At 36.6% G+C, this 15,579-nt stretch carries 14 protein-coding genes and 1 tRNA gene; 5 read left to right on the forward strand and 10 right to left on the reverse strand.

Translation table 11 applies throughout. The features are described from left to right. From lgt to ABIQ28_RS09550, 7 genes are all read right to left on the reverse strand, one after another. Nucleotides 1-764: prolipoprotein diacylglyceryl transferase (lgt, locus tag ABIQ28_RS09520; RefSeq protein ID WP_348036654.1), on the reverse strand; the 764-nt coding region annotated here is incomplete at its 3' end. Nucleotides 765-1,231: 467 nt separating this feature from the next. Next, nucleotides 1,232-1,465, reverse strand: a complete 234-nt coding sequence (yidD, locus tag ABIQ28_RS09525; protein ID WP_348036655.1) for a membrane protein insertion efficiency factor YidD — start codon at nucleotides 1,463-1,465, stop codon at nucleotides 1,232-1,234. 183 nt (nucleotides 1,466-1,648) lie between these two features. After that, entirely contained in the window at nucleotides 1,649-3,130 is a 1,482-nt protein-coding gene (gene cysS, locus ABIQ28_RS09530; RefSeq protein ID WP_348036656.1) for a cysteine--tRNA ligase, read from the reverse strand. Nucleotides 3,131-3,378: 248 nt separating this feature from the next. Beyond that, nucleotides 3,379-3,552: a four helix bundle protein gene (locus ABIQ28_RS09535; RefSeq protein WP_348036657.1), complete on the reverse strand. Its 174-nt coding sequence runs from the start codon at nucleotides 3,550-3,552 to the stop codon at nucleotides 3,379-3,381. Between the two features lie 116 nt (nucleotides 3,553-3,668). Continuing rightward, nucleotides 3,669-4,346, reverse strand: a complete 678-nt coding sequence (gene folE / locus ABIQ28_RS09540; RefSeq protein ID WP_348036658.1) for a GTP cyclohydrolase I FolE — start codon at nucleotides 4,344-4,346, stop codon at nucleotides 3,669-3,671. 298 nt (nucleotides 4,347-4,644) lie between these two features. After that, complete coding sequence (locus tag ABIQ28_RS09545) at nucleotides 4,645-6,165, reverse strand: transporter (RefSeq protein WP_348036659.1); 1,521 nt, start codon at nucleotides 6,163-6,165, stop codon at nucleotides 4,645-4,647. 30 nt (nucleotides 6,166-6,195) lie between these two features. After that, nucleotides 6,196-7,329, reverse strand: a complete 1,134-nt coding sequence (locus ABIQ28_RS09550) for a hypothetical protein (protein ID WP_348036660.1) — start codon at nucleotides 7,327-7,329, stop codon at nucleotides 6,196-6,198. A 100-nt stretch (nucleotides 7,330-7,429) separates the two neighbouring features. Here ABIQ28_RS09550 and proS point away from each other — a divergent pair, with 100 nt between their 5' ends. From proS to rpsT, 3 genes are all read left to right on the forward strand, one after another. Further along, nucleotides 7,430-8,908, forward strand: a complete 1,479-nt coding sequence (proS, locus tag ABIQ28_RS09555) for a proline--tRNA ligase (RefSeq protein WP_348036661.1) — start codon at nucleotides 7,430-7,432, stop codon at nucleotides 8,906-8,908. A gap of 188 nt (nucleotides 8,909-9,096) precedes the next feature. Further along, a tRNA-Glu gene (locus ABIQ28_RS09560) sits at nucleotides 9,097-9,168 on the forward strand. Nucleotides 9,169-9,194: 26 nt separating this feature from the next. After that, nucleotides 9,195-9,446, forward strand: coding sequence for a 30S ribosomal protein S20 (rpsT, locus tag ABIQ28_RS09565; RefSeq protein ID WP_348036662.1), 252 nt, complete (start codon nucleotides 9,195-9,197; stop codon nucleotides 9,444-9,446). Between the two features lie 199 nt (nucleotides 9,447-9,645). Here the strand turns inward: rpsT and ABIQ28_RS09570 are convergent, their stop codons facing one another. Then, complete coding sequence (locus ABIQ28_RS09570; RefSeq protein ID WP_348036663.1) at nucleotides 9,646-10,968, reverse strand: CoF synthetase; 1,323 nt, start codon at nucleotides 10,966-10,968, stop codon at nucleotides 9,646-9,648. A 606-nt stretch (nucleotides 10,969-11,574) separates the two neighbouring features. After that, entirely contained in the window at nucleotides 11,575-13,353 is a 1,779-nt protein-coding gene (gene rho, locus ABIQ28_RS09575) for a transcription termination factor Rho (protein WP_348036664.1), read from the reverse strand. A 221-nt stretch (nucleotides 13,354-13,574) separates the two neighbouring features. Between rho and ABIQ28_RS09580 the strand changes: the two genes are divergently transcribed. Beyond that, the gene (locus tag ABIQ28_RS09580; protein WP_348036665.1) at nucleotides 13,575-13,985 is read left to right on the forward strand and encodes a DUF4293 domain-containing protein; all 411 of its coding nucleotides are present in this window, start codon (nucleotides 13,575-13,577) and stop codon (nucleotides 13,983-13,985) included. A 145-nt stretch (nucleotides 13,986-14,130) separates the two neighbouring features. Here the strand turns inward: ABIQ28_RS09580 and ABIQ28_RS09585 are convergent, their stop codons facing one another. Next, nucleotides 14,131-14,622, reverse strand: coding sequence for a metallophosphoesterase family protein (locus ABIQ28_RS09585; RefSeq protein WP_348036666.1), 492 nt, complete (start codon nucleotides 14,620-14,622; stop codon nucleotides 14,131-14,133). A 226-nt stretch (nucleotides 14,623-14,848) separates the two neighbouring features. Here ABIQ28_RS09585 and truA point away from each other — a divergent pair. Continuing rightward, nucleotides 14,849-15,579, forward strand: a 731-nt coding sequence (truA, locus tag ABIQ28_RS09590) for a tRNA pseudouridine(38-40) synthase TruA (protein WP_348036668.1), incomplete at its 3' end; no start/stop codon positions are given.

Consider the following 15,579-nt stretch of genomic DNA (forward strand, 5'->3'; position numbering starts at 1 on the left):
CTTAGCATTTGACCTGTATTGAGCGCTGAGGTTGCGATGTATTCATGTTCGCTTTGAGGTTCTTTGAGAAACTCCACAAAAAAGCGAATTGCCCAAAGAAGAACTAAAAAGAGTCCAAACAAAAATCCTTGTTGCTCGCTTTTTTTGGTTTTCCAATAAAAAAACCAAAGTAAGATAAATACAAAAACATAACATACCGCTTCATAAAGTTGCGCTGGATGTCGCGGGAAAGCCTCACCATTTTGAGCAAAAACCACTCCAAAATCAGTGCCTGTTGGCTTACCTACAATCTCAGAGTTGATAAAGTTACCAAGCCTTACAAAAACAGCGCCTGAAGCGACAGGAATCACCACGCGATCCAAGATCCAAAGGACCGATTTGTGCAATACTTTTTTATTGTAGAGGTACATGGAAATAATCATCCCTATTGCGGCACCATGGCTCGCCAAGCCTTGAAATCCTGTAAATTCAAACCCGCCCTTAAATTTAACAGGTAAGAAGATGCTAAAAAAGTCTTCCGAGAATAATTCGCGTTGATAAAAAATAACGTGGCCCAAACGCGCGCCAAGCATAATCCCAATCACGGAATAAATAAATAAGGAATCTAAAGCTTCTTCAGATTGTTTTTCATTTTTAAAAATCCGCTTCATTATTAAGAAACCCAAAATAAAGGCCACAATCCACATCACACTGTAAAAGTGTAATGTAAAACCAAGAATATCTATGCCTTTAGAAGGATCCCAAACAATTTTAAGTGCGTGCATTGTATATAATTTAATTAGAAGGGTAAATATAATATTTTGAAAAGTAATAAGCGCCCAAGGTTTCGAATTTTACGAAAGCTTTAGTAAAAATGAGTGATTGCTATGAAATATAAATGCAGTATTTTAAGAGGAGGGAAGTGCTTTTAGAAATTTATTCCGATCAGTCCTAAGTTAATTTGAAATTATTAGTGCGTCTTATTTTTGCTGCTAAAAGTTTTGACACGAATTTCACAAATTTTCACAAATTCACTCATTTCCTGAAAATTTAGATGTAAATGATTAACTAGAAATTTCACGAACGGTACAGACTTTTAGTCTGTTTAAAAAAGACTTACAGGATGAATAGTTGGGTTGGCGTGCCAGGGAATATGTTGAGCTGCTGTGATGCTTTAGGCCATAAATAAAACTACTGATTAACTTTTACTGACTTAAAAGTTCTTTTTTGTCTGCGAATATAGAATGGACTATTAGTCTTCTTTCTCTGGAACGGGATCATAACCACTGCCACCCCAAGGATGACAACTAAAAATACGCTTTGTCGCCAACCAACCGCCTTTAAAAAGACCATGTTTTTCCAAAGCTTCCTTGGCGTATTGGGAACACGTCGGTTGAAACCTGCAACTGGCGGGCGTTAATGGGGAGATAAAGGTTTGGTAGACTTTAATCAGCAACAAAAACGGATATGTGAGAATCTTTTTCAACGATATATGTTGTTTAGTTGTGAGTTGTTTTAATTGTAAGATTATCATTTCATTATACTGCTGCTTTGTAAAACAGATTATATGCCTTAATAACTAAAGTAGTAGTAAATTCTATGTGTTATTCAGACAACACGACTCCACAACAAACAACCAACGGCAAACGACAAACAACTCCGAAACAAACTAATTGGTCGTAAAAGTCGTCCCTTCTTTACCGTCATTCAATTGAATTCCTGCCGCAGCGAGTTCATCGCGTATTTTATCAGAGGTAGCAAAATCTTTATTCGCTCGTGCGTCTTGTCGTAATTGGATTAAAAGTTCCACGGCACCTGAAAGTTTTTCAGTGCCATCTTCGGATTGTGTCGCATTTATCAATCCTAAAACATCAAACACAAAGGTATGAACCGTACTTTTTAATAAATTGAGATCGTCTTGAGTAATCGTGGCAGTTCCTTCTTTTATTTGATTGATGAATTTAACGGCCTCAAACAAATGGGCAATGAGTATTGGCGTATTGAAATCGTCATTCATCGCCTCATAACATTTGTGTTGCCATTCTTTGATATGGAATGTTGAGGTGGATCCCGCTTTTAATTCGTCTAAATCATTAATGGCGTCCATTAACCTGAAAAAACCCTTTTCGCTAGCTAAAAGGCCATTATTGGTAAAGTCTAAAATACTTCTATAATGGGCCTGAAGCATGAAAAATCGAGCCACACTTGGTAAAAATGCTTTGGTAATATGCGGGTTGTTTCCTGAAAATATTTCAGTTGGTAATATAAAATTTCCGGTCGATTTTGCCATTTTCTTGCCATTCATGATCAGCATATTGGCATGCATCCAATAGTTTACAGGAGCTTTATCATTACAGGCTTCAGCTTGAGCAATCTCGCATTCGTGATGTGGGAATTTCAAGTCCATACCACCTCCATGAATGTCAAAGTGGTCGCCCAAATATTTTGTACTCATAGCAGTACATTCTAAATGCCAACCAGGAAAACCATCACTCCAAGGTGAAGGCCATCGCATAATATGTTGCGGTTCGGCTTTCTTCCAAAGGGCAAAATCCTGCGGGTTTTTCTTATCACTCTGTCCATCAAGTTCGCGTGAATTGTGCATCAAATCTTCAACGTTACGCTTGCTTAAAATGCCATAAGGCTTCGATTCATTGTATTTTAATACATCAAAATACACAGAACCATTTATTTCGTAAGCCAGTCCCTTTTTAAGAATATTTTTAGTGATTTCAATTTGTTCAATAATATGTCCAGTAGCAGTTGGCTCAATGCTTGGCGGTAAAAAATTGAACTTATTTAAAATGTTATGAAAATCGACCGTGTAGCGTTGGACAACCTCCATCGGTTCTATTTCCTCTAAACGTGCTTTTTTTGCAATACGGTCTTCGCCTTCATCGGCATCGTTTTCCAAATGTCCGGCATCTGTAATGTTTCTGACAAATCTTACTTTATATCCTAAATGTTTCAGATATCGAAAAATGACGTCAAAGGACATAAAAGTTCTCACATTTCCCAAATGGACGTTGCTATAAACAGTTGGTCCACACACATACATGCCAACATAACCGTCAATTATTGGTTTAAATGTTTCCTTTTCTCCTGATAGTGAGTTGTATAATTTGATCTGGTTATCTTTGTAAAGTGGCATTTGTGTTGGGTGTTTGTTGTGAGTTCCGACTTCGCTATAGCTACGGACGGATAAATGTTTGTTGTGAGTTTTTTGTTGTCCTACGATTTTAAAAGGTGATTTCTCAATGCATTTGTTGGTAATGGACTCAATATCTTTTCTGATATCTAAATAGTTCTCTTCAGAAATAAAATTCAGTTCCTGGGAAATTTAAAAGTTCGATAGCTGAACAATAGGCCATGATCATGAGCTTTGTCTTTATAAGTCAGTCAAGCTGTACCTTCAGCATTTTTTGACGAACCTGAAACTGAGCATCGACGCATTTGTGACCTTAGTCCAAACTTTTCATCAGAAGGAAATAAATTTGTAGTATTATAAGTTTTAACTACTAATTTTATAGCTTCTTTCCAAACTTCCAGTTTTTCAATCGAAATAATATGCATGTTATAAAAGTTTAAGTTGTTATGTTAAAAGTAATATATTGGATTAGAACTTAAAAAGCGAACTTATTTTTCTGACTTTCACAACTTAACAACAAACAACTCCACAACTCACAGAATTAAAATTGCGTGTCTAACTTAATATAATCTAAAAATTCCCGACGGGTTTCTTGCTTTTTAAATGCACCACCAAACTCTGCTGTGACCGTGCTACTTTCAATATCTCTAATGCCACGAGAGTTCACACATAAATGTTTGGCATCAATTACGCAAGCTACATCTTCAGTACCTAGTACCTGTTGCAATTCTTTCACAATTTGAATCGTTAATCGTTCCTGCACTTGAGGGCGTTTAGCGTAATAATCGACAATGCGGTTCATTTTGGATAACCCTACCACTGTGCCATTGCTGATATAAGCAACATGAGCTCTTCCTACTATTGGCAATAAATGGTGTTCGCAAGTAGAATATAGGGTGATGTTTTTTTCCACCAACATCTCACCGTACTTATATTTGTTCTCAAAAGTGGATGCATTCGGTTTTTTCTTTGGGTTTAACCCTCCAAAAACTTCGTTGACAAACATCTTGGCAACCCGTAATGGTGTGCCTTTAAGACTGTCATCAGTAAGATCTAATCCTAAAGTTTCTAATATATGGCGAACATCTTCTTTGATGATGTCTATCTTTTCATCTGAAGAAAGTTTAAAGGCATCACTGCGCAAAGGTGTATCTGTTGATGTGCCAACGTGATCATCACCAAGGGCATCAATATCTTGAATATTCTTATCTGTTTTCATAGTCATTTTGTAAATCGATCACTGTCACAAACCCTATTGTTCTAGCGTTTTGATTGAAATAAGGTGCAAAGATAAACAAATATAAAATCATAACATTAGGATGAAGATGATTTTGCTTTTGCGTAAGTGGAAATTTTAAAGCCTGTGATTTGCGCTTAATATAAATGGTTTAATAAGTGAAGCGCTCTCGAAATTCAAAGCTTAAGATTTATGGAATAACAATATTTAATTGATGCTAAAAGCAAAAAGCACCCTATTAAAGAGTGCTTTTGCAAATCATTGTTTTTTCATTAAAGTTTTATAAGCTAAATCCTAAAGTCAAGGTGAAATTCGAGTTTTTGCTATCAATTTGAGCAGCGTCCGTTAAACCTACAGCATATAACTGGTGGTTGTAATCTCTTTGCGCATGGTCATAAGCAACATCCAATTTGACATTTCCAAAATTATAGCCCAGCCCAACAGAGTAGCCATTCAAATTACCATAAAAAGAATCGTTTTTATAAGGGCTTTCTTCAAATCGGTAGCCACCTCTTAAGCTAACTTGCTGAATTCTGTATTCACCGCCTAATCTGTAGGTAGAAGCATTTCTTAAAGTATTGTTCATAATACCGTTCTGCGAAGCGAAGTAGGGATCAGAGGTTGGTTTGAATTTTGTATTCCCATAATCTTTTAGAGAATAATCAAAACTAATCAGACCAGTATCTCCAAAAATATAGGCTAAACTGCCTGTAATTTTTCCTGGAGTTTGCAGTTTATAATCTGGATAAACGTTGACTACATGAGGATCAATAATTTGTGTCATATTGGAGCCACCTTCAGTTCTTATAGTTCCAAGATATTGAGTGGTTTCTTCAGAAATGGTATACCAAGTAGGAGAGTTGTATGACAATCCAACACGCAAAGCATCTATTTTTGCAATGGCACCCAATTGAAATGAAAATCCAGAGCCAATGGTTGATAGAGTATTTTGAAACCGGACATCTTTAATCAATGAGCCAACATTAGTATTGCTTTCCTGAAGGTCAGTAAATTTATCATAATTGATAAAATGTGAATTCAAATTAAGTCCGAAATAGAAATTGTCACCAACCTGTGTTGAGGCATTGAAGCTGAATTTTCCGTTATATCCTGTCGCTGCGTAAGTGTAGGACTGATCAAAGTTGTTTCCACGAATATTAGATTGATAAGAGGTGTTGTCATCGGCATCTATACCAGGTTCAAGAATATACGATTCATAACCTAAAAAAGCTTGTTGATTACTAAAACCATAAAGTCTATTGATTTCAGAATAAGCGGTGGCTAAACTTTCGTTATCCAGAGCAGAAATTTGATCTAATCTCAGGCCTTGGGCGTAACCAAGAAAATAGTTTCCGATGTTGTTGGAATTCGTGTTGACGCCTCTTGATCTCCATGAATTCTCAAAATTTGATATCTTATCATAAGATACACCTAGTGAAAATTTTCTCCAAGGAGAGTCGGAGTTCATGTTATTAAAAACGAATGCTGCTCCAGTTTGATTTAAATCGAACTTAGAATCAGATGAAGAACTCAACCCATTAAAATAGTTAATGTCATTTTTGGTGCCAACATTAGATATAGAAATGGACGCATGACTGTGTGTGAAAATCGAGGATCCGGCAGGATTAATGCTTACTGCAGACATATCTCCGCCAAGTGCTCCAAATGCGCCACTCATACTTCTAAAACGAGCGGTTCCCTGGACTTCATCTTGTGAATATCTTACAGCGTCAGAAATATCCTGAGCCATAACACTAGACATAGATAGGACTCCTATGAATAGTAAATTTAACTTTTTCATATTTTTAATTTTTTTTATTATTCTGAAATTCTAGTTACCACCGCGTCTTGAAGATCCACCAGAACCGCCTGCTGGTGCAGAGGATCTTGAAGGAGAGCTACCTGAGCTTCTTACTTCTGAAGAGCTTGAGCTAGAACGTGCAGGTGCTGTGTAATTTTGAGTTCTACTTGGGGTAGAGACGTTATTTCCACTGCTTCTTGAAGCGCCACTACTTCTTCTGGTACCAGGATTATTGGTTCCAGGATTATTGGTTCTGGTCCGTGTAGCTGGTTGTGTCTGATTATTTGGTCGTGAACTAGGTTGTACGTTTCTGTTTGTATTCGTATGAGTTCGGGTAGCATCACTGCTTCTTCTGTTTGTATTCGTGTTTGGAGTGTTTACACTCGGTCTTGAATTTGAAGAGTTGATAGTGGTACGTCTGCCGTTATTGGTGTTCGTTCTATTTATCGTAGATGAGGAATTTCTGTTTAAAGAAGATGATGAACGATTCATGTTCGTGTTTGCACTTCCACGTCTTCCATTGCTGTAAGAGACATCTCTGCCATTGCGGTAATAATAATTCCCGTAATAATTGTTATAACGATTACCGTAATATGGAGAATACCCATATCTGTAATTATATCCGTAGTAAGGATAAAAGCCGCCGTAGCCATAGCCATTGTAATAACCGTAAGAATAATAAGGATCATAAAAGCCGGAGTACCCCCAACCTGAGTAACCCCATCCACGATAAGGGCTGTAATAGCCATAGCCGCCATAAGGATAGAAGCCATTATTATAAAAACCAGTATTGTTATAGTATATGTTGATATCTACATTTTTACTGTTCTGACCCCAGCCAGCGTAGCCTTCTTGATATTGAATGTCGCCATTTTCTTCGGAATAATTCCCTTCGTATTCGTCTATATTAGTGAAGATGACATTGTCATTTTGAGCAATATGTTCAAATTGTTGGGATTTTTCTCCAAAATATTCTTTGTAATAGCTGTTGTTATTGTTTGGAGCTGTTTCATAATAGATTTCTTGAGGAGGGAGTTCAGAGCCGTAAATACCATCATTTTCATAACCAGCGTACTGATATGAACCACAAGAAGCTACACCGAAGAGTAAACTTAGTGCAACAAAAAATGGCAATTTGCGATATAAGGAGGTTTTAAATAGCATATCTATTTGTTTTTATTGTTGAACAATACAAAAATAGTTAGTTTTGTCGAACTATTTTTTTATTTAACATAAGCGCAACTTTTGTGCCAAAACCCTAGTAATGAGCAAAAATCTTACAAGTAGAGCGGAAGACTATTCCAAATGGTATAATGAACTGGTCGTAAAAGCCGACATGGCCGAGAATTCAGCAGTTAGAGGATGTATGGTAATAAAGCCATATGGCTATGCTATTTGGGAGAAAATGCAGGCGGAATTGGATAGAATGTTTAAAGAAACAGGACATCAAAATGCGTATTTTCCTCTTTTTGTACCGAAAAGTTTGTTTGAAGCAGAAGAGAAGAACGCTGAGGGTTTTGCAAAGGAGTGTGCCGTTGTGACGCATTACCGTTTACAAAATGATCCTGATAATCCGGGGAAATTGCGTGTAGACCCTGAAGCAAAACTAGAAGAAGAACTCGTGGTTAGGCCAACTAGTGAAGCTATTATTTGGAGTACCTATAAAGGATGGATTCAAAGTTATCGAGATTTACCAATTTTGATCAACCAATGGGCCAATGTGGTGCGTTGGGAGATGCGTACGCGCTTATTTTTAAGAACTGCTGAGTTTTTATGGCAGGAAGGTCATACGGCTCATGCTACGAAATCGGAGGCGTTGGCTGAAGCACAACTAATGAATCAGGTGTATGCTGATTTTGCAGAAAACTTTATGGCGATTCCGGTCATTCAAGGTGTGAAAACTGAAAGTGAACGGTTTGCTGGTGCTGAGGAAACTTACTGTATTGAAGCCTTGATGCAAGATGGGAAAGCCCTGCAAGCAGGAACATCGCACTTTTTAGGACAGAACTTTGCGAAAGCATTTGACGTGAAATTCACGACCAATGAAGGTAAGCTGGAACATGTTTGGGCAACTTCTTGGGGTGTTTCCACACGTTTGGTAGGTGCTTTAATTATGACGCATAGTGATGATAAAGGCCTTGTGTTACCTCCTAATTTGGCGCCAATTCAGGTGGTTATTGTTCCTATTCATAAAACGGATGAGCAATTAGAGGCCATTACTAATGTGGCTCAGAATTTAATTCGTGAGTTTAAAGCAAAAGGCATCAGTTGTAAGTATGATGGTAGAACGACCCAGCGACCAGGAGCTAAATTTGCACAATACGAATTGCAAGGTGTGCCTTTAAGAATTGCGATCGGCCCAAAAGACTTAGAGAACGAAACTGTCGAATTAGCGCGACGCGATACGTTATCAAAAGAAAATGTAGCCCTTGATGGTTTGGTGGATAAAATTGATGGATTGCTCACGCAAATTCAAGATGATTTATTTAAAAAAGCATTGGATTTTAGAAATTCGCACATCACTGAGGTTAATAATTTTGATGACTTTAAAGCCGTTTTGGAGGCTAAAACAGGCTTTATATCAGCGCATTGGGACGGTACTGCCGAGACAGAGGAGAAGATCAAGGAAATTACGAAAGCGACAATAAGATGCGTGCCTTTGGATCAGAAAAAAGAAGCTGGAAGCTGTGTATTCACTGGTAAACCATCGATTGGAAGAGTGTTATTTGCGAAGGCTTATTAAAGTTTTTTAAAAAAGTTTGCTTTGGGCTTGCAGCATCTAAAAATAGATGTATCTTTGCACCCGCTGAAAGACATGAGTACATAGTATGAATGTCGGACAGGCACACAAAAAAAAATATTGTGTGTTCATTTGAAAAGTTTGCATATTAATAAAAAAAGCTATTAATTTGCACTTCAAATAAAACAAATGGCCCGTTCGTCTATCGGTTAGGACGCCAGGTTTTCATCCTGGTAAGAGGGGTTCGATTCCCCTACGGGCTACAATTTTTTAATAAGAGAGAAAGAAAATGGCAAATCATAAGTCAGCGTTAAAAAGAATCAGAAGTAACGAATCTAAGCGTTTAACCAACAGGTATAAACACAGAACTACTCGTAATGCTATTAAAAAGCTACGTGAAATGGAGAATGCAACTGAAGCTCAGGAGCTTTTCCCTACAGTATCTGCTATGATCGATAAATTGGCTAAGAAGAATATTATTCATTCTAACAAAGCAGCTAACTTGAAATCTGGTTTGGCTAAACACGTTGCTTCTTTATAATTAAAAGAAACGGTTTAAATCCTATGTAAAATCCATTCAATTTGAATGGATTTTTTTTTGTGTCTTATTCTCACAGTTTTCGATAGCTCGAAGGCGTCAGCAATAGCGATTTTAGAAAACTTTCCAAGTCTTAGAGGATCAAGTCAAAAAGTTGTGGGATTTTAAGATTACGCATAAATTGTTGTTAATAATTAAAGACCTAAATTCGCTCTTTTGGTATATTCTCTTTGAGTTTATTGACTACGAATTTTCGTTTTCCTGAAGAAAGCAAAGGTATATCTTCAACATATTCCAATCGGATTTCGGCGTCGTTACCCAAATGATTTTTAAATTCTGTTACAATGTTTTCAGCACTGTGGAATTCAGGGAGCACGTTCAATTTAATTGTATATTGTGTTTTGGTCTCTTGAATAAATTGGTATTGAGCTATATGTGGATATTTTAATATGTGATATACCGTAAATGGAGACATCAATTTCCCACTGGTGTTAAGGATCATGTCCATTTTTCTTCCTTCTATGCTGTCCAGAACCATATGGGTTTCACCATTTTTTACACTAACTGCTAACTGGCCGATATCTCCGGTATCATATCGAATCATGGGCATACAATAATTATATAAATCGGTAATGACAATGCGGCCTAAGGTTCCTGGCTTTGTGGGTACATTGGTATCCATGTCTAATATCTCTACGATATAGCTGGCCCAATTAATATGAAACTCTCCAGAATTCACGTCTTGCTGTGCTAAAATTCCGTTTTCTACATTGGAGTATCGCGAAATCACCGGTGCTCCAAAATATTTTGACATTGTAGATTTGGAATCGTCTTTTAAAGCTTCAGAAATCGCAATTATAGATTTTACATCTTTAACCACTGGTGCAGTATCCGTCCCTTCTAAATAGTTCTTCATCTCATCCAGAACTGATGCATAACAAATAATTCCTTTGGTAGAAACATCTTCAGACATTTTTTGCAGTAGATTTTCAACATCAGGCTTTGACAATTTGGATACTGGATGCATATATATATTCTTCATCCTGGTAATCCAGGGCTTGGAACTATTATATTGGTCCCAATGTCTTATGTAGTACAGTTTATGCCCAACTTCGAAACCCGCTTTTTGAGCAAAATAGATGACATCTGCAGAGTTTCTGTCCCGTTTATTTTTATCGTGTAACAATTTAAATGGCGTTCCGGTAGATCCACTGGTATAAGCCGAATAATTTTTTTGATCCTTGAAGGTGGAGGACTTAAAGTCATCATAGTAATCTCGAATAACATTCTTGTCAATCACCATGAAATCCTCTAGTCCCTTATAGTTAGAAAAGTCTTTGTAAAAAGGAGTGCTGTTAACCGCATGCTTCAAAAGCTCTTCTAAACTTTGGGCTCTTCTACTTTTTGACTCCACAGAATCTAAATTCCTTAAAATAAAATCGATATCATTATAATGTGATCGTAAATTGCCCCCCTTTAAGGAGTCTAGAGACCAGAATAGTTTTTTTCTAATTATCTGTAGCATAATTTTGTTATTTTATGAAAACTTCAGTTTTAACCATAATTATTAGAACTGTGAGCCTTGTGTCTGATTAAAAATAAAGGACAAGAATCGAGATAAATTTGTATACTATCCTTTTAATGTGGGGTTTTTAAAGGATTGGACAATCAGGGTTTTAGCCTTTGAATTATTGAAATCGAATTTAATAAATCTAACCGATAATTTCATCAAAAATCTATGAATGGACTGTAAAACTACCTGAACTGCATAATAAAAGGTTTTATACGTTTTTTTGGGACAAGGAGCCTCTTCCAATTTTAATTGATTACTCTTTTTACTACTCTCTATTGTATCTGTAAAACAACATAGAATGTATTATGTTTCCTATTCCATTACCTAGGATTAGAATTAAAAAAATTTAAAACACGCTTAGTGTCATTTGTCTCAAAGCTTTCTTTGGCCTTTAGTTTTTTGGGTAAAAAAGGGTTATATGCTTTCCTCAATTAATAATGAAGTAAACTTGGTTAGGGAATGACGATATATTTGTAGGAATAGAAACTTAGGTCTTAAAATAGAGAAGCCCCAAGTTTAAAAACTTGGGGCTTCTTTATTATACAACTGAATTATTAATTAACCATTCATTGATAATAAGAACTCTTCGTTGTTTCTGGTTTTTTTGAATCGGTCGTTGATGAATTCCATGGCTTCTACAGGATTCATGTCGGCAAGGTATTTACGCATTACCCACATTCTCTGAATCGTGTTTTCATCCAATAACAAATCATCTCTACGTGTGCTTGAAGAGGTTAAATCGATAGCAGGGAAGATACGACGGTTAGAGATTTTTCTATCCAATTGTAGTTCCATGTTACCTGTTCCTTTAAATTCTTCAAAGATCACTTCGTCCATTTTAGACCCTGTCTCAGTTAATGCTGTGGCAATAATGGTCAAAGATCCGCCGTTTTCGATATTTCGTGCCGCACCAAAGAAACGTTTAGGTTTGTGTAGTGCGTTGGCATCAACACCACCACTCAATATTTTACCAGAGGCTGGTTGAACGGTATTGTAGGCGCGCGCCAAACGTGTAATGGAATCTAAAAGAATAACTACGTCATGACCACATTCAACCAAGCGTTTTGCTTTTTCTAAAACGATATTGGCTATTTTAACGTGTTCGTGCGCTTCTTTATCAAATGTTGAAGCAATTACTTCTCCGCGAACATTACGTTGCATATCGGTAACCTCTTCAGGACGTTCGTCAATCAATAGAATCATTTGATATACTTCAGGATGGTTTGCAGCAATCGCATTCGCAACATCCTTCAAGAGCATAGTCTTACCTGTTTTGGGTTGCGATACAATCATACCACGTTGTCCTTTTCCGATAGGAGAGAACAAATCCATGATACGTGTAGAAATGGTGCTTTGTTTATCCGCAAGATTAAATTTTTCCTGAGGAAATAGTGGCGTTAAATGTTCAAAAGATACGCGGTCTCTAACTACTTCAGGTTTTTGTCCATTAATTTTACTGACCTTAATTAAAGGGAAATATTTCTCGCCTTCTTTCGGAGGTCTCACATGTCCTAGAACCGTATCTCCAGTTTTTAAACCAAATAACCGGATTTGTGATTGTGATACATAAATATCGTCAGGTGATGATAGGTAATTGTAATCTGAGGAACGTAAAAATCCGTAACCGTCTTGCATGATGTCCAAAACGCCTTCGCTTTCGATAATGGCATCAAATTCAAAATCTGGTTCTCTGTAACGATTTCTACTGTCTTTATTCCCATTATTTACTTTAGAGGATGCGTGAGCACTGTTGTCACGGTTATTGTTGTCTCTATTGTCTTTGGGGTTAGACTTATTCCCATTAGTGTCATTAGAGTGTTGAGGTCTATTGTCTTTTGGTTGGGGTTTATTGTCTTTAGTTTGAGGTTTGTTGGTGTTGTCCTTTTCCTTAGGAGTAAACTGTTTTTTTTCTCGATGCTCTACTTTTTTGACAGGAGTTGATTCTTTTTTAGAATCGGTTGCATCTTGTTTTGGGGATACTGCTGATGGTGTAGAGGTTGTTGCTGCTGGAGTTATGGCTTTTGCTTCAGTTCTAACTTCTGGCAAATCCATTTTTTGTTGTGTTTGTACTGGAGCTTGAGCAGGAGTAGGTTTCTTTTCAACACGCTCTCTTTTTTTCTTTAGAGGTGCCTTTGTAACTATTGGAGCTTCAGATTTAATATCAGCCGCTTGCGCGATTTCTGCTTTAACTACCTCTGGATTTGCAGCTTGTAAATCTAAGATTTGATAAACCAAATCTAATTTTTTAAGCGTACGATACTTAGGTACATTTAATTTTTGAGCTATTTCCTGTAATTCGGAAAGCTTCTTTTCCTTTAATTGCGAAATTTCAAACATGTATGTTTATGAATATTATTATAAAATTGAAATTGGATTCATTCCGAAACTTATTCAGATATTAAGTATGAGGAAAAAACCGAATGTAATTTTGAAGATTTAACAGCCTATCACTCTGTTGGTCATGAATTGTGAATGCAATAATACAATTTTATTTTAAAAATATGAGTATGTTTAAAAAGAAACTGCTAATTTTGGGCTTTAATTTTTTAGATTAATTCATGTTACAGCGTATTCAAACCGTTTATTTACTCATAGCAGCTATTTTTTCTGGTGGCCTGATATTTGTATTTCATTTATGGACCAATGCAAATGACGTTCCCGTTTATGCGAAAGATGATATGTTGTATTTGGCAATGTTTTTTGGGTCGGCTGCATTATCTTTGATTTCTATTTCTAATTATAAAAACAGGAAGTTCCAATTTGTGTTGGGACGACTGAATATCATATTGAACTTTATTTTACTAGGATTATTCCTGTATCTGTTGCTAATGACGTCTGGAGAGACTCAAATCTCTGAGAAAGGCGTTGGGATTTTTATTCCTATTTTTTCTATCGTGTTTTTGGTGTTAGCCAATAAGGCCATAAAAAAGGATGAAGATCTTGTAAAATCTGTCGATCGATTGCGATAAACCTATTATCTTAATTTATTTAGTGCGTAAACCCGAGGTGAAGATCTCGGGTTTTTTTATGGTTAAAACCTCAAAAAATTTGAAAGCTGAGGGCGTATTGGAATTTGCTGGTTGATCTCATCTTTGGGAGAACCTTTTATGACTTCTACTTCTTAAACTCAATGACCTCCAAATTATCAATCTTAGGGCCATCAATAGTAAACCGCAACATAGTTCTAACATTTTGGAACCCGTGTTTCCCAATGGCGCCAGGATTCATGTGAAGCAAATTTAGTTTTTTATCGGGCATCACTTTAAGGATGTGTGAATGGCCACAAATAAAAAGTTTTGGCGGATTTTGATAAATTGTTTCTCTAATACACGGACTGTACTTTCCTGGATACCCGCCAATATGCGTGATTAAAACATCGACACCTTCGCACATAAACCGATTGTCTTCGGGGAATTCCATTCGGGCTTTGGTGTCATCAATGTTGCCATAAACTGCTCTTAAAGGTTTAAGCTTTTTTATGGTATCCGTCACGATGAGGTTGCCAATATCTCCAGCATGCCAAACTTCATCGGCTTGTTGGACGTATTTTAAAATATCGTCATCAATATAACTATGAGTATCGGAAAGGAGTAGGATTTTTTTCAAGTTTTTCTGATTTGAAATAAATTTAACGTGAAACCTCACAGGTTTTGGACGCCTGTGAGGTTTTAAGACGGAAATCTATTTATCTTTGCCAAGCACAAAAATAGTGATAAAGACATTAAACTATCAGTAAGTAATGTTTTATCCGATATCAAATCATAGTTTACTTATGCTAGGGACGACATGGTCCTATGTTTGATATTCAACTTTCAAATTTATCAACGTCACTTTGAGATATTTTATCGAATTGTCATATAACGGAAAAGCCTATCATGGGTGGCAGAGGCAACCAAATGCCGCTTCGGTGCAGCAGGTTTTGGAGCATGCATTATCTACATTATTAAGGATGCCCATTAAAGTGATGGGCGCCGGCCGTACCGATACTGGTGTTCATGCCTCTCAAATGTTTGCACATTTTGATATGGACGACGCTTTTGATATTGACACTTTAATCTTTAAAATCAATTGGTTTTTGCCGCATGACATTGCCGTTCATCGTATTTTTGAAGTTAGGGATAAGGCTCATGCCCGATTTAATGCATTGAGCAGAACTTATCACTATCGCATTTCTAACACAAAAAATGTTTTTACGCATGATTTTGCTTATAAAATCCATCTGCCTTTAGATGTTGATAAAATGAATAAAGCCTGCGAGATTTTAATGCAGTATAAAGATTTTGAATGCTTTTCAAAAAGTAATACGGATGTGAAAACGCATTTTTGTGATATTAAGGAAGCCTATTGGGTTTTAAATGATACGGAGCTAACCTTTGTTATTACCGCCGATCGTTTTTTACGAAACATGGTGCGTTCTATAGTTGGTACCATGGTTAACATCGGGCTTGGTAAGCTTGATGTTGAAAAACTGCATGACATTATCAAATCAAAAAACAGGAGCGAAGCAGGTTATTCTGTGCCCCCACAAGGATTATATTTAATGGATATTCAATATCCAAATAC

It is taken from the genome of Gelidibacter sp. (genome assembly GCF_039916245.1).
Lineage (GTDB): Bacteria > Bacteroidota > Bacteroidia > Flavobacteriales > Flavobacteriaceae > Gelidibacter.